This window comes from Muriventricola aceti (assembly GCF_025567565.1).
GTDB classification, from domain to species: domain Bacteria; phylum Bacillota; class Clostridia; order Oscillospirales; family Oscillospiraceae; genus Lawsonibacter; species Lawsonibacter aceti.
This window is the reverse complement of record NZ_JAOQKF010000008.1, coordinates 55,902-76,937: the sequence shown is the minus strand read 5'-3', so window position 1 is coordinate 76,937 and position 21,036 is coordinate 55,902. Positions and strand designations below refer to the sequence as shown.

Genomic DNA, 21,036 nt, shown 5'->3' with positions numbered 1-21,036 from the left:
AAAAGGGGGGGTACTATGAAGCCCTATGAAAAGCCTCTCTCCCCGCAGGAGTACCTGATGCACTACGGTGTCAAGGGTATGAAATGGGGCGTAAGACGCTACCAGAACTACGACGGTTCTTACACCCGCAAGGGTCTGGAACGGTATCGCAAAGCGGAGTCGGACTACGAAACCGCTAAGTCGAAAGCAGACGAAACCAGGGCCGCCTACAAATCCGGTCAAGCTACCCGTCAGCAGGTCAAGGATGCCAAGAGCGCTGTTAAGACCGAGAAGCGTAAAATGGAAAACGCTTATGAAAAGCTGAAAACCGACAAACTGGCCGATGAAGGAAAGAAGCTTTACCAGAGTGGAAAAACTATTTCGGGAAACACCCAAGCGACCTATTTGGCCGAGGGCGTTATCATTGCTGGAAGCACCGTGGTGTCCAGACTTCTCGCGAACCAACTGAACAACCAGGAGGTTGCCAATATTGCCGCATCGACCATCGCGATCGGCGGAACGATTGTCAATGGTTTACTGGCGGCAAAGACGAGCAGGGAGAACAAACGGCTGAGAGCGTACTACGCCCACTAAGCGAAGGAGGAAAAGTATGGGTCCTTACGACAAACCTTTTTCTCCCCAAGAATACCTGATGCACTACGGCGTCAAGGGTATGAAATGGGGCGTACGTCGTTACCAGAACAAGGATGGTACATTGACAAAAGCCGGAAAAGAACGGTATAGTCAGAACCAGCAGGACGGGGTTGATTCTTTTCTGAAGAGTGTGGGTTCCAAAAAGGTTTCCGAATTGACCGGTTCTGTAAATGAAGATCTCGCAATCCAGGCGGTTACATATGTTTCCGCATTTGCCGCTGTTCTCGCCGTGAAAGCGGTACAAAACCGAATGCTGCGGAAAGGCCGGATGAAAGAGCTGGATAGGCTCAACCGGGAGAAGGATATTAAAGACTTTGACGAGTGCCCCCGCCTCCCCCGGAAGATGAAAGCGGAAGAGAGCGTCAAAGTAACCAATCCGGATTATCCTGATTTGGGCACCACCATGAATTGCACCTTCTGCACAACCGCCATGGCCCTTCGAGAGAAGGGATATGACGTGCAGGCGACAAAAGTCAGTGATGGATTCTTTTCTGATGACTTTTTCAAAGCCACTTTCAATTCCCCTGAGGTCAAAATGGGAAGGAAAAAGTCGGGGCAAGCCGTTCTCGATACGCTTTCGCAGACCGGCGACGGGTCCTATGGCAATCTGACCGTGGCTTGGAAACTCGGGGGTAAGCATAGTCTTTTCTGGAAGAATGAGGGCGGCAGAACTCGAATCTATGACGGTCAGAGCGGAGAAGAGATTACTCAATCTCCGTCGAAAACCATCACATATAACCGCCTTGATAATTGCGAGCCAACCACCTATGCCTTGGCCGCGGTTGAACGACCTAAAAAGATGTAAAGAGGGAGGATAAACATGACCGTAAAGGAAGCCATTGTTATTTTCGCAAAGCAGTTCCCCGATAAGGCGGTTGTCGGGTATTGGGACAAGCCGAATGGCATCGTTCTTAACACCCAGTCTATCACAGCGGGACTGACAGCCCCTGCCCAGTATCTCGTCACAGACGATGGACAGATTTATGGGACCAACCCCATGAGAAGCAACCTCAGTCCTGGAGACATGAAGAAACTGTAATCCCATGGACCATGCCGCAGACTCTTAACCGGGTCTGCGGATTTTTTATGCCCAAAATTCAACACACAGAGCAACGACATAATTTCATCAAGCGCGGACTGGAGGTGAGAGATTATGGAAATTGCATTTGGTTCCAGGCTGAAACATGCCTGGAACGCTTTTTTGGGTAACGAAACCTTTGGGTTCCGATACCCGCTTGGCCCAAGCTCCTCCTACCGTCCGGACCGGCCCATTTTCAGCCGGGGCAATGAGCGGTCCATCATCACATCGGTCTACAACCGGATCGCGCTGGACGCGTCCTCCATCGCCATCCAGCACGCGAGGCTGGATGAGGACGGGCGGTTTACCGAGGTGATCGACTCCTCGCTGAATTCCTGCTTGTCCCTGGAGGCGAATCTGGACCAGACCGGACGGGCCTTTATCCAGGACGTGGTCATGTCCATGCTGGACGAGGGCTGCGTGGCCATCGTGCCCACGGACACCGATATCGACCCGGAAAACGGCTCCTACAAAATCGAGAAGCTGCGGGTCGGCAAGGTCCTGGAATGGTATCCACAGCACGTAAAGCTGCGGGTCTATAACGAGCAGCGGGGTGAAAAGCAGGACATCATCCTGCCCAAGAGCACAGTGGCCCTGGTGGAGAACCCGTTCTTCGCAATCATGAACGAGCCCAACTCCACCATGCAGCGGCTGATCCGGAAGCTGAACATTCTGGACGCCATCGACGAACAGAGCGGCTCCGGAAAGCTCAATCTGATCATCCAGCTCCCCTACGTCATCAAGACGGAAGCGAGACGTCAACAGGCGGAAAAACGCCGTAGAGATATTGAGGAACAGTTGTCCGGCTCCAAGTATGGCGTCGCTTACACCGACGGCACGGAGCATGTGGTGCAGCTGAACCGGCCCATCGACAACAATCTGATGTCCCAGATTGAATACCTGACGAGTATGCTTTACAGCCAGTTGGGAATCACCCAGGGGATATTGGACGGCACTGCTGATGACCGGACGAAGCTGAACTACGACAACCGGACTATCGAACCCATCCTGTCCGCCATTGTTGACGAAATGAAGAGGAAATTCCTCACCAAAACTGCTCGGTCACAGAAGCAGTCGATCCTGTTCTTCAGAGACCCGTTCAGGCTGGTGCCCATCAACGACATCGCCGAAATTGCCGACAAGATGACTCGCAACGAGATCATGACCTCCAACGAGATCCGGCAGAAGATCGGTATGAAGCCGTCGAAGGACCCCAAGGCGGACGAGCTCCGGAACAGTAACCTAAGCGCCCCGAAAGGGGAGGGCGAACAGCCACCATCTGAATCCGAAGGAGGAAATGTTCAAAATGGATCTGAAGTTTGACTTTAGTGGCTGGGCTACCCGAAACGATCTTGTCTGCGCTGATGGGCGAACCATTCGCCACAACGCATTCGAGCACTGCGACGGGAAGACGGTTCCTCTTGTTTGGAACCACCAGCACAACGAACCCACCAACATCCTGGGCCACGCCCTCTTGGAGAACCGCAAGGACGGCGTCTATGCATACTGCACGTTCAACGAGAGTGAGAGCGGCAAAGCGGCCAAGGAGCTGGTGCAGCACGGGGACATTGTGTCCCTCTCCATCTATGCCAATGGGCTCCGGCAGACGCCGAACAAGGACGTCATGCACGGCGACATCCGCGAGGTCAGCCTGGTAGTGGCCGGTGCGAATCCCGGCGCCTTCATTGACTTCGTGGACATGGCTCATGGGGAAGGCGGTGAGCAGGAGATGATCCTGTCCGCTTACGAGCCTATTTCCCTGTACCGTCCCGATGAGAAGCCCCCGCTGATCCACAAGGCCGATACCAAGGAGAAGCCTGATGACAAGCCCAACGCGGGCGAAGACGGGGACAAACCTAAGGATGGCGATAAGCCCAAGGGCAAAGAGAAGCCCGAGGACGAGGAGACCATCGAGGATGTTGTCAACACCATGAACGAGAAGCAGAAGAAGGTCATGTACGCTCTGATTGCTGCTGCCGCGGAGCAGGTGAACGACAACGCCGAGGATGACGAGGAAGAGGACCCCGATGACCCCGACAACAAATCCGACAAATCTAAGGGAGGAAACAAGACCATGAAGCACAATGTGTTCGACACCGAAGACACTCAGGACACCGTTCTGAGCCACTCCGACTGCGCTGACATTCTTGCTCTGGCCAAGAGCAGCAGCGTGGGCAGCCTTCGGACTGCTCTGAAGATCTACGCTGATCAGAACGAACTCAAGCACGGCATCGACAACATCGAGAGCCTGTTCCCCGACTACAAGGATCTGCGCCCCGGCGCTCCTGAGCGGGTCGCTCGTGACCAGGGCTGGGTGAGCGTTGTCATGCGCAAGGTTCACAAGAGCCCCATCAGCCGCATCCGCACCCGCCAGACGGACACCCGCAAGGACAGTATCCGGGCCCACGGCTATCAGAAGGGCAAGCGTAAGCAGCTCTCCGGCAACATGAACGTCATCACCCGGACCACCGATCCCCAGACCGTGTACCGCACCGATGCCCTGCACCGGGACGACATCATCGACATCACCGATTTCGATGTGGTGGAGTACCAGTACGCCGTTATGCGGGAGAACATCAATGAAGATGTCGCTACCGCCATCATGGTGGGCGATGGCCGTGAGCCGGATGATGAGATGAAGATTTCCGAGGATCACATCCGCTCCATTTGGAACGACAACGACCTCTACACCATCCACTACGACGTGGACATCGAGGCCGCCAAGGCCGAGCTCCAGGGCAGCAAGACCAGCATGAGCTTCGGCGAGAACTATATCTATGCTGAGGCAGTCATCGCCGCCGCCCTCTATGCCCGTGAGAAGTACAAGGGCACCGGCACCCCCGATTTCTTCTGCACGCCCCATATGGTCAACGTGATGCTGCTGGCCCGGGACATGAACGGCCGCCGCATTTACACCTCCAAGGCCGACCTGGCCGCCGCCCTGAATGTGGGCGAGCTCTACACTGCCGAGCAGTTTGAGGGTCTGGTGCGCATGGATGACGAGGGCCACAAGCACAAGCTGCTGGGCATCTTCGTCAACCTGACCGACTACACCGTGGGCTCCACCAAGGGCGGCGAGATCGCCCGGTTCGACCAGTTCGACATCGACTTCAACCAGCAGAAGTACCTGATCGAGACTCGGCTGTCCGGTGCTCTGACCCGCGTCTACTCCGCCATCGCTCTGGAGGAGCCCGTGGCTGCCTTCGCCTCCGGCGGTACTGGCGGCGATGGCGGCGGGGCCGGCACTCCCTGAGGAGAAGATTCAAAATGGCGAAATTTTATGGATCGGTAGGCTATGCTGAGACCCTCCAGACCGCGCCTGGCGTGCATGAGGAGCAGATCGTTGAGTATCCGTACTACGGCGATTTGACCCGGAATGCACGCCAGCTTCAGTCTGGGGAGTCGCTCAACGATGACATCAATGTCGCGAACGAGATCAGCATAGTCGCCGATCCGTTCGCCAGGGAGAATTTCCACAAAATGCGGTATGTGACGTTCATGGGGGCGAAGTGGAAGATTTCAAGGGTCGAGGTAGGTTATCCGCGGCTGATCCTGACCATCGGAGGGCTGTACCATGAATAGGCGTTATGAGCTCCAGGCGGTTCTGGAGGGCATTCTCGGCTCCGGGAATGTGTATTTCCAGCCGCCGGAGAACCTGGAGATGCGGTATGACTGCGTCGTCTATGAGCGGAGCGAAATCGAAACTGTCCACGCGGACAACGCCCCTTATCGCCTGCTGGACCGCTACCAGGTGACGGTCATCTACAAGAACCCGGACAGCGACCTCCCTCACCGCCTCGCCATGCTGCCCATGTGCACCCATGACCGCCATTTTACAGCGGACAACCTGAACCACGATATTTTCAACCTGTACTATTAAAGGAGGAAATCCGAAATGAGTAGAATCGTATGGGACAAGACCGGTGAGCGTTTTTACGAAACCGGTGTTGATCGCGCTGTCCTTTACCCCATCAGCTCCGCCGGCCTTTACAACAAGGGCGTGCCCTGGAACGGCATCACCGGCATCACCGAGAGCCCTTCCGGCGCGGAGCCCAACAACCTCTATGCCGACAACATCAAGTACCTGGTGCTGGTGGGCGCTGAGGACTTCGGTCTGACCGTCGAGTGCTATACCTACCCCGATGAGTGGGAGGAGTGCGACGGCTCCGCCGAGATCGCCCCCGGTGTGGTCGCCGGCCAGCAGAACCGCAAGGTCTTCGGCCTGAGCTACCGCACCAAGCTGGGCAACGATGTGGACGGTCAGGACCACGGCTACAAGCTGCACCTGGTCTACGGCGGCCTGGCCTCTCCCTCTGAGCGGGGCTATCAGACCGTCAACGACTCCCCCGAGCCCATCAACCCCAGCTGGGAGATCACCACCACTCCCGTGGACGTTCCCGGCTACAAGCCCACTGCCCGCCTGATCATCACCTCCACCAAGGTCGATCCCGCCAAGCTGAAGGCCCTGGAGGACATCCTGTATGGCACCGAGGATCAGGACGCCCGCCTGCCTCTGCCTGAGGAGGTCATTCAGCTGCTCAAGCCTTCCGTGGCTGTGACCGCCTCTCCTGAGAGCGCCGACGCCACCCTGTTCGGCAAGAAGGCGTCCGACCTTCAGACCAATGTCGCAGTGGGCGCGGACAGCATCACCGGTACGCTGAAGAACGTGACCGGCTACACCGAGTTCAGCAGCAAGCCCGCCGAGCAGTCCGGCCATTACCTGGCCCTGAAGTTCGACGTGACTCCGGCTGACGCCGTCACCACCGTGGAGCTGGTGGGCGGCACCAAGGGCCCCGTGACCCTGGACGCCGACAAGAACATCGTCCTGCCGATCAAGAACAACACCCAGAGCGTCAAGGTGACCTCCACCAAGGGCGGTTCCTCCGTCACCAAGACCTACGCGCTGACCAACCTGACCCTGGAATCCTAACCACCCCAACCCAAAAGCGGGGCTCTTTCTGATATGTACCCCCTTTACTGGACACCCAGTAGAGGGGGTATTATTATGCGGTACACATATGAGTACAAAAGGAAATGTGTAGAACTGTATCGAGAAGGAAAATGGCCAGAAACGCCGGAAGGTGTTAGCGATAAATCCTTTCGGGATAAAGTGAGACTATGGGTAAGAGCAGAGGATAGCCGCGGTCCAGAAGCACTGAAACACAAAAATTTCAACAGGAACTGGACACCAGAAGAACGGCTGGAACTAGTATCCCAAGTAATGTCCGGAAAATCCTGTGTGTCAGTGGCAATCGAGGCCGGTATTCAAGATAGACTATTGTATCAATGGGTTCAAAACTATAAAACAAAGGGGTATAATGGCCTGGTAGAAATGAAAAAAGGTCGTCCAAGTAAAGGGGTACCCCAAATGAAAAAGGAAGAAGCAAGGCCACTGAATGAATCCGAACGAGAAGAATTGATCCGGCTTCGGGCAGAAAACGAGTATATAAAGGCGGAGAATGAAGTTATAAAAAAGAGATCGCCTTGAGAGAAGAGAGGCACGCAGCGCAACTCAAGGCGAGAAAGCAGCGATCATCAAAGAGCTGCGTGAAAAAGGATACCAATTGAAATATCTGTTGAAATCTATGCAGATGGCACGGTCTACCTATTATTTTGAGTTGAGCAAGGCCGATCAAGTTGCTGTTCGAAACCATTGCTTGGCAGATGAAATCAAAGACATTTTCTCACAGCATAAAGGCCGCTACGGTGTGCGAAGAGTATATCAGGAACTGATAAAGCGCGGCCACAAGGTCAATCATAAGCGGGTACAACGGCTTATGCACACTATGGGGTTGGCAGGAAAGCGCCCAAAGGAAAAGTATCATTCCTACAAGGGCGAGGTCGGCAAGGTTGCTGAGAATATCCTTGACCGGGATTTCAGCACGACAGCTCCTATGCAAAAATGGACTACCGATGTATCTCAGTTCGGTTTTTCGTGGGGGAAGTGTTATCTCTCTCCTATACTCGACATGAACACAAACGAAATCATTTCTTATGATTTATCTCAAAGTGCCAATATGGAACAGATCCAGAGAATGTTGGCCGGCGCCTTTACGAAGTTTCCCTCTGTAGATGGCCTGATCTTTCACTCTGATCAAGGGTGGCAGTACCAGCACGTGTACTTCAGGCAGGCACTTAAAGATCACAAAATCATTCAATCCATGTCAAGGAAGGGCAACTGTTACGACAATTGCATCATGGAGACCTTCTTTGGACGGATGAAAAACGAGATGTTCTACGGGCATGAAAAAGAGTATTCCTCTTTTGAAACATTTGCCAAGGCTGTTGACGGCTACATAAATTACTACAACAACGAAAGAATCCAAGAGAAAACAAAATGGATGCCTCCTACAAAATTCAGAGAGGCATCCATGTGCACCTAATTCAATTTTTTATGTGTCCAGAATTCTGGGTACATATCATTCACCGAGGGCTCCGCTTTCTTTTTATTTTTGAAAGGAGAAAACTGCAATGTTGAAGAAAACCATGACTTACGAGGACTACAACGGTGTTTCCCGCACCGAGGACTTTTACTTCAATCTGACCCCCGCTGAGGTGACGGAGATGGAGCTTTCCGTGGACGGCGGTCTGGTGGAGATGATCAACCGCGTGGTCGCGGCCCAGGACGGAAAGCAGATCATCAACGTATTCAAGGACATCATCCTGCGGGCCTATGGCGAAAAGTCCCCCGACGGCAAGCGTTTCGTCAAGAATCAGGAGATCCGGGACGCCTTCGCCCAGACCAACGCGTACAGCGACCTGTTCATGGAGCTGGCCACCGACGCCAAAGCTGCGGCCGCATTCGTCAACGGCGTCATCCAGCAGCCGAAGAAGGCCCCCGCGCCCGCCCCGCAGAACTGAGTTTGAACAGGGGGACCGGAGATGCTGGAACTTGTGGTGCCTAAATCAGAGCAGTATGACGACGACAGCGGCTGCTTTATTACGACCAAGGAACAGACCCTTCGTCTGGAGCACTCTCTGGTCTCCCTTTCAAAATGGGAGGCAAAGTGGCACAAGCCGTACCTGTCCACCAAGTCGAAGACGGTGGAGGAGCAGATCGACTACGTCCGCTGCATGACCCTGACCCAGAATGTTGACCCCAATGTCTATACCGCCATTACACCCCAGCTGCTGGCGGTGGTCAAGGACTACATCGAGGACTCCATGACGGCCACCACCTTCTCGAAGGAACAGAGAGGCCGCCGGGGGAGGGAAATCGTGACGGCGGAGATCATCTACTACTGGATGATCTCCCACCAAATCCCCTTCGAGTGCCAGAAGTGGCATTTGAACCGGCTGATGACGCTCATCAACGTATGCAGCGCCAAGACTGGCCCGCAGAAGAAGATGAGCCAGAAGGATATTTTCGCACAAAACCGCGCCCTGAACGCGGCGCGAAGGAAGAGAGGAAACACAAGGGGGTGACGCCATGTATGAAGAACGGATCTGGAGATTCCTGAAGGGAAAGCTGCTTTCCGACTGCGGAGCCGCCGGACTGATGGGAAACCTCTACGCCGAAAGCGGGCTGAACCCCGTCAATCTCCAGAACACCCATGAGAGGAAGCTGGGGCTCTCGGACAAGGAATACACCCAGCAGGTGGATTTCGGACTTTACGCTGACTTTGTCCATGACGGAGCGGGTTACGGCCTTGCCCAGTGGACCTTCTGGAGCCGGAAGCAGAACCTGCTGGCCTTTGCCAAAAGCAGGGAGAAGAGCATCGGCGATCTGGAGACGCAGCTGGAGTTCCTGTGGAAGGAGCTGACGGAAAGCTACGCCTCCCTGGCGCAGATGCTGATGTCTGCCAGTTCTGTCCGGGCTGCCTCCGATGCGGTCCTGCTCCAGTTTGAACGCCCGGCCGACCAGAGCGAGACGGCCAAAGCCCGCCGGGCTGCCTACGGGCAGAAGTATTACGACCAATTTGCAGGAAAGGAGGCGGCCGCCATGAGCAACAGTCCATTGGTCTCCTACACAAAGCTGTCCCCTAACCATTCCGGTAGGCGCAAGCACGCCATCGATACCATCTCCATCCACTGTATGGCCGGTGATTTGACGGTGGAGAGCTGCGGAAACCTGTTCGTCAGCCCAAGCCGGAAGGCCAGCAGCAATTACGGGATCGGGAGCGACGGCCGGATCGGACTCTATGTGGAGGAATGCAATCGCTCCTGGTGCACCTCCTCCAGCTCCAACGACAACCGGGCCATTACCATCGAGGTGGCGAACAACGGGGGAGCCAACCAGGGATGGCCGGTATCTGACGCGGCTTATCGGTCCCTGATCGCCCTCCTGGTGGACATCTGCCAGAGAAACGGGATTAAACGGCTGCTCTGGAAGGGGGACAAGTCGCTGATCGGGCAGGTGGATAAGCAGAACATGACCGTCCACCGCTGGTTTGCGGCAAAGGCGTGCCCAGGGGACTGGCTTTACAGCCGCCACGGGCAGATCGCCGATGAGGTAAATGCAAAACTGTCTGAGGAGGACGAGGATATGGACCAGACAAAATTCAATGAGATGTTCTTCGCCGCCATGACGGATTATCTCAAAGGTCTTCAGAACAACAACTGCGGCGACTGGTCCCAGGAAGCGCGGGACTGGTGTATAAGCGTCGGGCTGTTTGCCGGAAACGGAACCGCAGTGGACGGAAAGCCGAACATGATGTGGCCGTCCGGGCTGACCCGCGAACAGGCCGCCCAGCTCTTCTACCGGCTTGCGAAGATGGTGGGGCTTGCGTGATGAGAAATCGTACAAGCCGAACCAGAGGCAAAGCTGGAAGAAAGCCGGACCTGTCGCAGTTTTCAAAATGGATGATCGCCGACATTCGTCCCCTGCTGTGGGTCGTGACTGTCGGCGGTTTTTTACTGGCCTTTTACTGTGTCTACAAGGGATACACCGGCGCACTTCCGTGGATCGGCGCTATGGTGGGGCTCCCCTGGGCGGCCCATGGCATGGTGTGTACCTTCTATCTGAAGCTGTGCGAATCCGACCACCGGGAGGGCGGAATTACCTTTGAGACGGCAAAGGCCGCTAATTTTAACTTAAATGTTTCACAGACGCCGGTAGGCTCCGTAGAGAGCCCGGCAATTTAAGGAGGAGTATCGATGACTGCGGAAATCATTTCCTCGCTGCTGATGCTTGTTGGCGGAATCACCATCCTGACCAACATCATCGTGCAGGTGGTCAAGAGCATCACCTGGGACAAAATTCCCACAAATCTGGTTGCGCTGTTCGTATCGGAGGCGCTGACGCTGGCCCTGGGAGGGGCCTATGCCTCGGTAAAGGGCGTCGACATCGCCTGGTACATGGTGGCGGCCGCCATCGTGGTGGGGCTGATGTCCGCCTATGCGGCCATGTTCGGCTTCGATAAATTCAAGGAAGCCATCGAGGGCTGGAAACAGAAAAGCTGATCTTGAAGGAGGTGGCCGAACGTGATCCATTTCAGACATACGGGGGATTTCTCGAAGCTGACCCGGTTTATGGAACGGGCAAAGGAGGCCGTCCGTCTCGGCGATCTGAACAAGTATGGCCGGGCGGGGGTGGCGGCCCTCTCGTCCGCAACCCCGGTTGACTCCGGAGAAACGGCCGCCTCCTGGTATTACGAGATTACCAACAAGAACAACACCATCACCATCTCGTTTCACAATTCCAACATTCAAAATGGAGTCCCCATCGCCATCCTTCTCCAATACGGGCATGGCACGGGGACCGGAGGCTGGGTACAGGGAAGAGATTACATCAACCCTGCGATCCAGCCTATTTTTGACCAGATAGCAGAATACGCCTGGAAGGAGGTGACTCGGTCATGAGCAGGACGATCGACGAGAGAATCGTTGAAATGCGGTTTGATAACCGGCAGTTCGAGCAGAACGTGCAGACCAGCCTGTCTACGCTGGACAAACTCAAGCGGGGACTGGACCTGGACAACGCCGCCAAGAGCCTTGACGGGCTTGGGGACGCGGCGAAGCGGTGCGACATGTCCGTCCTCGGCAAGTCTGTGGAGACGGTCCAGGCCAAATTTTCGGCGTTCCAGGTCGTCGCCATGACGACTCTTTCCAACATCACCAATTCGGCGGTGAACACGGGAAAGCGGCTCGTGTCCGCCCTGACAATCGACCCCATTAAAACGGGTTTTCAGGAGTATGAGACCCAGATCGGGGCGGTGCAGACCATCCTGGCCAACACCCAGCACGAGGGGACCAACCTCCAGCAGGTGAACCGGGCCCTGGATGAGCTGAATACCTACGCGGATAAGACCATCTACAACTTTACCGAGATGACCCGGAACATCGGCACGTTCACCGCGGCCGGCGTCAACCTGCGGACCTCGGTGGACTCCATCAAGGGTATCGCTAACCTGGCGGCCATTTCGGGCTCCACCTCCCAGCAGGCATCCACAGCCATGTACCAGCTCTCCCAGGCCCTGGCCGCAGGCAAGGTCTCCCTGATGGACTGGAACTCTGTGGTCAACGCCGGTATGGGCGGCAAGGTGTTCCAGGACGCCCTGGTGCGCACCTCCGAGCTGCTGGGCACCGGCGCGCAGAACGCCATCAATATGTACGGCTCCTTCCGGGAGTCCCTCACCAGAGGCGAGTGGCTCACCACAGAGGTGCTTACCGAGACCCTGAAGCAGTTTGCCGGCGCGTACAGCGAGGCCGACCTGATCCAGCAGGGATTCTCGGAGGCCCAGGCCCGGGACATCGCCCAAATGGCGAAGACGGCGGAGGACGCCGCCACCAAGGTCAAGACCTTTACCCAGCTCTGGGACACCCTGAAGGAGAGCGCTCAGTCCGGCTGGACCACCACATGGGAAATCCTGGTTGGCGACTTTGAGGAAGCCAAGGAAGTGCTGACCGAGGTGTCCGACGCCATTGGCGGCGTGATCAGCGAGACCTCCCAGGCGAGAAACGAATTACTCAGCGGCGGTCTCAGCTCCGGCTGGAAGCAGCTGCTGGACCAGGGCATCGCCGATGAGGGCGGGTTCATTGAATCCATCCAGGAGGTGGCCCGAGAGAGCGGCGACGCCTTTGACAAGCTGGTGGCCGACTCGGAGAGCTTCAGTGACGCGCTGAAGCAGGGGCTGACGGACGGGGTCGTATCCTCCGAGACCCTGACGCAGGCGGTCCATAACCTGCGGGAGAAGATGACCGGCATGTCCCAGGAGGAGCGCAAGGCGGCCGGATACACCGCGGAGATGATCGAGCAGATTGAAGCCCTGGACAAGGGACTTCAAAATGGTTCGGTTTCCATGGAGGAGTTTACGGAAAAGATCCTGCGCCCCTCCGGACGGGAAAACCTGATCCAGGCGGTCTGGAATGCGGCTAAGGGCCTGGTCAGCGTCATTACCCCCATCAAGGACGCATTCCGCGAAATCTTTCCGCCCGCAACCGCCGACCAGCTGTACTCTCTTACGGAGACTCTCCGCAGCTTTTCTGAGCGGCTGACCCTCTCCGAGGAGACGGCGGACAAGCTGGGGCGCACCTTCAAGGGGCTTTTCTCAGTGCTGGACCTGGTGCGGCAGGGCGCTCTGGCGATTTTCAACGCTTTGGCGCCTCTGGGCAGCGGAGCCGGTTCCCTGGCTGACGGCATTCTCACCATAACCGCAGGGATCGGAGATTTCCTGGTCGGCATCAACGAGGCGGCCAAGCAGGGAGAGTTCTTTGGAATGGTGGCCCAGACGGTCGCCTCGGCGCTGGAGTTTGTTGTGTCCGGGATCGAGCGACTGACCGGATTTCTCGCCGACGCCTTTGCTGCCCCAGGCCTGGAATCCTTCCAGGCGCTTTTGGGACGCATCCAGACCCGCATTGGGCAGGTCGTCGACGCGGTGAGCGGCCTGGGCGGCGGGGTCAGCGACGCGGCGGACACTATGGATTCCGCCCTGGAGAACAGCAAATTCCTGCAAATGCTCCAGACCATTTTCAACGGCGCAAAGACCCTGGTCTCTGGCATCATCGGCGTATTCGGCGGCCTTGCCGGCGCACTGGTGGAGAGCCTGAGCAACGCGAATTTCAGCGGCGTCATCGACCTGCTGAACGGCGTCTCCCTGGGTGCTATCGCCCTGGGCATTAAGAAGTTCCTGGACTCCTTCCGGGAGGTCACAGACAGCGTCGGCAGCATCAAGGAGGGCGTGATCGGGATTCTGGACGGCGTAAAGGGCTGTTTCCAGGCCTGGCAGAATGACGTCAACGCCAAGGCCCTGCTGAAGATCGCGACCGCTGTCGCGGTGCTGTCCGCATCCATTCTCACTATTTCCCTGATCGACAGCGAAAAGCTGACGGCGTCCCTGGGGGCCATCACGGTGCTCTTTACCGAGCTGATGGCGGCCATGGCGGTGTTCGGAAAGCTGGACCTGAATGTCCGCGGAACAATGAAGCGCTCCACGGCGATGATCGCCCTCTCCTCCTCGGTCCTGATTCTGGCCTCCGCGCTGAAAAGCGTTGCCACGCTGGAACCGGAACAGATGGCGGCGGGGCTTGCGGGCATCGCCGGACTGATGGCCGCCCTGGTGGCAGCCGCGAAGGTGCTGGGCTCCGGCTCAAGCTCCATCATCAAGGGTTCTGCCCAGATGGTGGTCTTTGCCGCGGCAATCAAAATACTAGCCTCGGCCTGCGCCGACCTGGCCCAGCTGGACCTTGCCGGACTGGCAAAGGGTCTGACCGGCGTCGGCGTGCTGCTGGCAGAGGTATCGCTCTTCATGAACGCGGCCAAGTTCAGCGGAAGGTCGGTGGTCACTGCCTCGGGCGTTCTGGTACTGGCCGGCGCTATGAAGGTGCTGGCCTCGGCCTGCAAAGACTTTGCCCAGATGGGCGTTGGCGAGCTGGTCAAGGGGCTGAGCGCCATCGGCGCGGTCCTGCTGGAGATCACGGCCTTTACCAAGCTGGCCGGAAGCGCCAAGGGGCTGATCGCCACCGGAGCCGCCATGATCGAGATTGGCGCGGCCATGAAGATATTTGCCTCCGCTATGGCGGACTTCGGGCGGATGTCTCTGGCAGAGATCGGCAAGGGCTTGCTGGCTATGGGCGGAGCCCTGGCAGAGGTGGCCGTGGCCATGCGCTTTATGCCCCGGAATATGGTAACCATGGGGGCGGGCCTGATCGCGGTGGGAGCCGCGCTGAACATCATTGCCGACGCCATGCGGTCCATGGGCGGCATGAGCTGGGAGTCTGTCGCAAAGAGCCTGGTCACCATGGGCGGGGCTCTGGCGGAGCTGGCTGTGGGGCTGAACTTCATGAACGGCACGTTGAGTGGTTCCGCCGCCATGCTGGTGGCTGCCGCCGCGCTGGCAGTGCTGACGCCGGTGCTGGTTACTCTGGGCAGCATGAGCTGGGAAGCCATTGCCAAGGGGCTGGTCACGGTGGCCGGCGCCTTTGCCGTCATCGGAACGGCCGGTGCACTGCTCACTCCGCTGCTGCCGACGATTCTTGGCCTGGGCGGCGCCTTCGCTCTGATCGGCGTTGGTGTTGCCGGCGTTGGGGCAGGTCTGCTCCTTGTCGGAACCGGCCTATCCGCCATTGCGGTGGGCGTTACGGCCCTGGCAACCTCCCTTGGGGCGGGTGTAGCCATTATCGTGGCCGGCCTGACCTCTATTATCACAGGCATTGCGGCGCTGATCCCGGCCATTGCGGAGAAGCTGGGTGAGGCGGTGGTGGCCTTTGCGCAGGTCATTACGAATGGCGCTCCCGCCATTGGCGAGGCCGTCAAGACCCTTGTCCTCACCATGGTGGACGTTCTGGTGGAGTGTGTCCCGGCCATCGCCGAGGGCGCTCTGGAGCTGGTTGCCGGGGTGCTGGACGCCCTGGTGGCCTATACGCCCCAGATCGTGGACTCCGTCATGCAGTTCCTGATCGCGGTGATCGACGGGCTGGCCCGCAACATGCCCACCCTGATCCAGTCGGTGGTGGACCTGCTGATGTCCTTCTTCTCCGGCATCGTATCGGCGCTGGGAAGCATCGACACCGACGCGCTGCTGAAGGGCATCGCCGGAATCGGCCTGCTGAGCGGCATTATGGTGGCGCTGGGCGCTCTGGCCGGACTGATCCCCTCCGCCATGGTGGGTGTGCTTGGTCTGGGCGTTGTTATCGCAGAGCTGGCCATTGTTCTGGCGGCGGTGGGCGCGCTGGCGCAGATCCCCGGCCTGGAGTGGCTCATCAGCGAGGGTGGTCAGCTCTTGCAGACCATCGGGAACGCCATCGGCGGCTTTATCGGCGGCATCGTGGGTGGATTTATGAGCGGGGTATCCGGTTCCTTCCCCCAGATCGGCATGGACCTGGCCGCCTTTATGACCAACATACAGCCCTTTATCGACGGGGCAAGAGGCATCGACCCGGCCATGCTGGAGGGCGTCAAGGCCCTCACCGGGGCGATCATGCTGATTACGGCGGCCGATTTGCTGGAGGGTCTGACCTCCTGGCTCACCGGCGGCTCGTCCCTTTCCACCTTTGCCGAGGAGCTGGTGCCATTCGGCGAGGCCATGAAGAAATTCTCCCACAGCATTACCGGACTGGACGGCGACCTGGTCAGCACGGCGGCAATCGCTGGAAAGACCCTGGCTGAGATGGCCGCGACCCTGCCCAACAGCGGCGGCATCGCGGGATTCTTTGCCGGAGAGAACGACATGGGGACCTTCGGCGACCAGCTTGTGGGCTTCGGCGGCTCCATGATGAAGTTCGCCGCAAGCATCAAGGGGCTGGACACCGACGCGGTTCAAAATGCTGCCATCGCCGGTAAGGCCATGGCGGAGCTGGCTGCCACCCTCCCCAACACAGGAGGGGCGGTAGGCTTCTTTGCCGGCAACAACGACATGGACGACTTCGGCGAACAGCTCGTACCCTTCGGAGCGGCCATCAAAGCCTATTCCGACGCGGTCAAGGGGCTTGATGTGGAGGCGGTCACCAATTCCGCCATTGCCGGACAGGCCATGTCGGAGCTGGCGGCTACTTTGCCCAACACCGGCGGAGCCGTAGCCTTCTTCGCTGGCGACAACGACCTTGCCACCTTCGGCGAGCAGCTGGTGTCCTTCGGGGCGTCCATCAAAAGCTATGCCCAGGAGGTGACGGGGCTGGATACCGACGCAGTCGCCAGCTCGACGGTCGCCGGACAGACCCTGGTGGAGCTGGCAAACACCTTGCCCAACACCGGGGGCCTGGTGGCCTTCTTCACAGGCGACAACGACCTTGAGACCTTCGGGGAACAGCTGGTGCCCTTCGGGGAGGCGATGAAGGCCTACTCCGACAGCGTGACCGGCATGGACAGCGCAGCCGTAACCGCCTCCGCCACTGCGGCGAAGGCCCTTGCGGAGCTGCAAGCCTCGCTGCCCAATATTGGCGGCGTGGTGGATTTCTTTACCGGCGGCAACGACCTGGAGACCTTCGCAAACGGCCTTCTCCCCTTTGGAGAGGGCATGAAGGCCTATGCCGACGCGGTGAGCGGAATGGACGCGGGGGCGGTTTCCGCCTCTATTATCGCCGCCCAGGCCCTGGCAGAGCTCCAGGCATCTCTTCCCCATGTGGGAGGGGTGATGAGCTTCTTTACCGGGGGCAACGATCTTGGCCTGTTCACAGAGGGGATTCTCTCCTTCGGCGAGGCCATGAATTCCTACGGAAACGCCGTATCCGGCATCGATGCCGGGGCGGTATCCGCCTCCGCTACTGCGGCTCAGGCGCTGTCCCGGCTCCAGGCGTCCCTCCCCAATGTAGGCGGCATCATGGAATTCTTCACCGGCGGGAATGACCTTGGGAAATTTTCCGAGGGCATCATCCCCTTCGGCGAAGCGATGAAAGCCTACGGCGAGTCGGTGGCCGGCATCGACTCCAGCGCGGTAGAGGCCTCTGCCACTGCCGCTCAATCCCTGGCACAGCTCCAGGCGGCCCTTCCCCAGGTGGGCGGGCTTATGGAGTTCTTTACCGGCGGCAATGACCTTGGGGTATTCTCGGAGGGCATCGTGCCCTTTGGGGCCGCTATGAAGTCCTATGCCGAAGCGGTTTCCGGCATCAACGCCGACGCGGTCACGGCCTCCGCTGTGGCGGCCCAGGCGCTGGCACAGCTGCAAACCGACCTGCCCAATGTGGGCGGGGTCATGGCATTCTTCAACGGAGGCAACGACCTTGGAACCTTTGCCGCCGGCATCGTACCCTTCGGCGCGGCCATGAAGTCCTATGGGGATGCCGTGGCCGACATCAACACCGGAGCCATCACCGCCTCGGCCACTGCCGCCCAGTCTCTGGCGCGGCTGCAAGAGGCCCTTCCCCTGGTAGGCGGTGTGATGGAATTCTTCAACGGAAGCCAGGACTTGGCCGCTTTTGCGGCGGGCATCATCCCCTTCGGCGCGGCCATGAAATCCTACGGCGACGCCGTGGCGGATATTCGGCCGGAAGCGGTGGAAAGCTCCGGCTCCGCCGGAATGGCCCTGGTGGAGCTGGCAAAGGCCCTTCCCAACACGGGCGGCCTGCTGTCCTTCTTTACCGGAGGGACCGACCTGGCCACCTTTGGCGATGACCTGACGCTGTTTGGCGCGGACCTTTCCGCCTATGCGGAGGCCATCAGCAATGTGAAGGCGGACGCGGTGACGGCCTCGGCCAACGCAGCGGAAGCGCTCTCCAACCTCGCCTCCGGCCTGCCGGACAGCAGTCTGTTTGACAAGTGGTTCGGCGGAGACCAGACGCTGGCCTCCTTTGGCGGGGATATTTCCAAGTTCGGCGCGGCCATGAAGGACTATTACGGCCAAATCTCCGGCATCGACACCGGGCGGATGGCTGACGTGGTCGCACAGGTGTGGAGCCTGCTGGAGCTGGCTGAGGGGGCCGCAGGGGTCAACACCAGCGGTTTGACCGGCTTTGCCGACAGCATGAGGAAGATGGGAGACGCCGGCATCTCCGGCTTTACCAGCGCTTTCTACAACTGCGGCGACACGGTCAACAAAGCCGTGTCCAGTATGCTGTCCACCGTCAGCGGCGCCGTCCTCTCCAACCTCCCCGTGACAAACGGGGCCATGGAGACGGTGGTCCAGTCGCTGGCGAACATTGTGGACGGGAAGGTCCCGGCCATCCGGACATCGACATCGGATATGATGCGGACCATGGGGGCATCCATCACGGCCCACTCCAGAACGGTGGGGGACGCGATGAGGACGGTGCTCTTCACCGCCGTATCCAACATCAACCGCATGAAGCCGGAGTTCGAGACCGCCGGAAAGAACGCCGGGCAGGGCTTTATCAACGGCATCAACTCCAAGCTGGGCGGCGCAAGGTCCGCCGGCCGAAGCCTGGGCCTGGCCGCTCTGGAAGCGGCAAAGAAGGCGCTGGACAGCCACTCCCCCTCCCGGGAATTCATCCATCTGGGCGAAAACGTGGGCGAGGGTCTGGCCATCGGCGTCAACAACAGCATCGTCCCTGCCGCACAGGCCGCCTCCGGCATGATCGACGAGGTGATCGCCGTCAGCGAGAAGGGCGTCGATGCCTTTGAGGATTGGATCAACGAGAAGCAGTATTACGGCGAGCTGAGCCTGATGGACGAGCTGGCCGGATGGGAAAACCTCCAAAAGAAGTACAGGGCCGGCAGTGAGGAGCGGATGAAGATCGACCGGGAGGTCTATCGGGTTCAAAATGAACTGGTTTCCGCCACCTACCAGGCCTCCCTGGACTGGATCGAGGAGGAGAAGTATTACAAGCGTCTGAGCACCGAGGAGGAGCTGGCCGCCTATGAGCGGATGCAGGCCCGGTATCTGGAGGGCAGCAAGGAACGGATGGAGTTAGACCGGAAGGTCTTCACCCTCCGCAACCAGCTTGTGGACGAGTCCTATCAGAACTCCATGGACTGGATCGAGGAGGAAAAGTATTACAACCGTCTGAGCCTGGCCGACGAGCTGGCCGCCTACAAGCGGGTCCAGAGCCGGTACGCCAAGGGCACCGAGGAGCGGAAGAAGCTGGACCGGGAGGTCTACCGGCTGGAGCAGGAAATCTACGAGGCCCAGCAGCAGTACATCGCCGACGTGCAGAGCGTTCAGGAGTCCGCCAACCAGCGGCGCATCCAGCTGGAGGAGGCCTATGCCAACAAGGTCAAGTCCATCAACGAGCAGCTGGAACGGGACATCGAATCCCTGAACCAGCAGTATCAGGACGCGGTGGAGTCCCGGACCAAGAGCCTGTACCAGTCCTACGGCCTCTTTGATGAGGTCACGAAGAAGGAAGCGGTCAGCAGTGAAACGCTGATGCAGAATCTGGAGGGTCAGGTCCAGGAGTTTGGCGAGTGGCAGGATATTCTGGGTCAGCTCTCCGCCAGGGGCGTTGACTCGGACCTGATCGCGGAGCTTCAGGAGATGGGGCCCTCTGCCATCGAAGAGATCCGGGCGCTGAACTCCATGAGCGACGACGAGCTGGAGAAGTATGTCTCCCTCTGGTCCATCAAGCACGCCCAGGCCCGTGACCAGGCGACCTCGGAACTGGAGGGGCTTCGGGTGGAGACCCAGGAGCAGATCGCGCAGCTCCGGGCGGACGCGGCGGTGGAGCTGGAGGAGTACCGGCTGACCTGGCAGAGCGAAATGGCCCAGCTGGAGGAGGATACCAGCCGTCAGCTGGCCTCCCTCCGGCAGGAATTCTCAGAAAATGTGGGCCTGATCAAGCGGGACACGGAAGCCAAGATGGCGGAAATGACCGAGGCGGCCCGGAAAATCCTGTCGGAAGCCGGGTGGACAGAGACGGGACAGCAAATTCCCGCCGGCCTCGCCCAGGGCGTGGCCCAGTCCAAATCCACCTTTATCGACGAGCTGACCAGCATGGCGCTGGCGGGCGTGGAGGCGGTGAAGAGCACGCTGGAGATCAACTCTCCCTCCCGGGTCTTCCGGGAGCTGGGGTCCTTCACCGGCCTTGGCTTTGTCAGCGGACTGGCCGGCTATGCCGAAAGGTCCTTTGCCGCCGGCGCAGACATGGCGGACTCCGCCGTGGACGGCCTTTCCGGCGCCATTGCCGGACTCCCTGACCTGCTGAGCGGCGAGGCGGAGATGCGGCCCACCATACGCCCGGTGCTGGACCTGTCTGACCTCACCGGGGCCTCGACTCAGATCGACAGCCTGTTCTACCCCCTGCGGTCCATCCGCCTGGCGGGACAGGCCAGCCTGGCGTTCCAAAACGCCTCCGGGGAGAACCGGATGACGGTCAAGGTAGACAACGACGACATCATTGAGGAGCTTCGCACCCTGCGCAGTGAAATGGCAGAGATGACGGAGCGCATGGAGCGGATGCGGGTCGTGCTGGACACCGGCACTCTGGTCGGTGAGATGGCGGGACCCATGGACAACGCCCTTGGACAGAGGGCGACACGGAGAGGAAGGGGGAACTGA

Annotated in this window: 17 protein-coding genes; all 17 read left to right on the top strand. The window is 58.9% G+C overall.

All coding sequences use genetic code 11. The features are described 5' to 3' along the window. The first annotated feature begins 15 nt into the window (after positions 1-15). The 17 genes from OCV64_RS09860 to OCV64_RS09780 all read left to right on the top strand — a co-directional run bounded on the left by OCV64_RS09860 (position 16) and on the right by OCV64_RS09780 (position 21,036). Positions 16-573 carry a DUF7211 domain-containing protein gene (locus OCV64_RS09860; protein ID WP_119345248.1) on the top strand — a complete coding sequence of 186 codons (558 nt, stop codon included), beginning with the start codon at positions 16-18 and terminating at the stop codon, positions 571-573. A gap of 16 nt (positions 574-589) precedes the next feature. Continuing rightward, positions 590-1,438, top strand: coding sequence for a DUF7211 domain-containing protein (locus OCV64_RS09855; RefSeq protein ID WP_262669917.1), 849 nt, complete (start codon positions 590-592; stop codon positions 1,436-1,438). 15 nt (positions 1,439-1,453) lie between these two features. Beyond that, positions 1,454-1,672, top strand: coding sequence for a hypothetical protein (locus tag OCV64_RS09850; RefSeq protein ID WP_024723666.1), 219 nt, complete (start codon positions 1,454-1,456; stop codon positions 1,670-1,672). A 114-nt stretch (positions 1,673-1,786) separates the two neighbouring features. Then, entirely contained in the window at positions 1,787-3,034 is a 1,248-nt protein-coding gene (locus OCV64_RS09845) for a phage portal protein (RefSeq protein ID WP_024723665.1), read from the top strand. Next, positions 3,018-4,964, top strand: a complete 1,947-nt coding sequence (locus tag OCV64_RS09840; RefSeq protein WP_262669916.1) for an HK97 family phage prohead protease — start codon at positions 3,018-3,020, stop codon at positions 4,962-4,964. The genes OCV64_RS09845 and OCV64_RS09840 overlap by 17 nt, the downstream gene beginning before the upstream one ends. 14 nt (positions 4,965-4,978) lie before the next feature. Then, complete coding sequence (locus OCV64_RS09835) at positions 4,979-5,293, top strand: DUF7253 family protein (protein WP_262669915.1); 315 nt, start codon at positions 4,979-4,981, stop codon at positions 5,291-5,293. Next, positions 5,286-5,591: a hypothetical protein gene (locus OCV64_RS09830; protein WP_262669914.1), complete on the top strand. Its 306-nt coding sequence runs from the start codon at positions 5,286-5,288 to the stop codon at positions 5,589-5,591. The genes OCV64_RS09835 and OCV64_RS09830 overlap by 8 nt, the downstream gene beginning before the upstream one ends. Before the next feature lie 15 nt (positions 5,592-5,606). After that, positions 5,607-6,641 carry a hypothetical protein gene (locus OCV64_RS09825; protein ID WP_262669913.1) on the top strand — a complete coding sequence of 345 codons (1,035 nt, stop codon included), beginning with the start codon at positions 5,607-5,609 and terminating at the stop codon, positions 6,639-6,641. 75 nt (positions 6,642-6,716) lie between these two features. Further along, positions 6,717-7,199, top strand: a complete 483-nt coding sequence (locus tag OCV64_RS09820; RefSeq protein ID WP_049893317.1) for a helix-turn-helix domain-containing protein — start codon at positions 6,717-6,719, stop codon at positions 7,197-7,199. Between the two features lie 43 nt (positions 7,200-7,242). After that, positions 7,243-8,094 carry an IS3 family transposase gene (locus OCV64_RS09815; protein WP_117460204.1) on the top strand — a complete coding sequence of 284 codons (852 nt, stop codon included), beginning with the start codon at positions 7,243-7,245 and terminating at the stop codon, positions 8,092-8,094. An 88-nt stretch (positions 8,095-8,182) separates the two neighbouring features. Beyond that, complete coding sequence (locus OCV64_RS09810) at positions 8,183-8,572, top strand: hypothetical protein (RefSeq protein WP_256182415.1); 390 nt, start codon at positions 8,183-8,185, stop codon at positions 8,570-8,572. 21 nt (positions 8,573-8,593) lie between these two features. Next, positions 8,594-9,136, top strand: coding sequence for a hypothetical protein (locus tag OCV64_RS09805; RefSeq protein WP_024723660.1), 543 nt, complete (start codon positions 8,594-8,596; stop codon positions 9,134-9,136). Between the two features lie 4 nt (positions 9,137-9,140). Then, positions 9,141-10,442, top strand: coding sequence for a phage tail tip lysozyme (locus OCV64_RS09800; protein ID WP_262669912.1), 1,302 nt, complete (start codon positions 9,141-9,143; stop codon positions 10,440-10,442). Then, a complete protein-coding gene (locus OCV64_RS09795; protein WP_262669911.1) occupies positions 10,442-10,795 on the top strand; it encodes a hypothetical protein in 354 nt (117 codons plus the stop codon). Before OCV64_RS09800 ends, OCV64_RS09795 begins: the two co-directional genes overlap by 1 nt. 12 nt (positions 10,796-10,807) lie before the next feature. Next, positions 10,808-11,113: a hypothetical protein gene (locus tag OCV64_RS09790; RefSeq protein ID WP_262669910.1), complete on the top strand. Its 306-nt coding sequence runs from the start codon at positions 10,808-10,810 to the stop codon at positions 11,111-11,113. Between the two features lie 21 nt (positions 11,114-11,134). Beyond that, positions 11,135-11,512 (top strand): HK97 gp10 family phage protein, encoded by a 378-nt coding sequence (locus tag OCV64_RS09785; protein ID WP_024723656.1) that lies wholly within the window; start codon positions 11,135-11,137, stop codon positions 11,510-11,512. Further along, positions 11,509-21,036, top strand: coding sequence for a tape measure protein (locus OCV64_RS09780; RefSeq protein ID WP_262669909.1), 9,528 nt, complete (start codon positions 11,509-11,511; stop codon positions 21,034-21,036). Before OCV64_RS09785 ends, OCV64_RS09780 begins: the two co-directional genes overlap by 4 nt.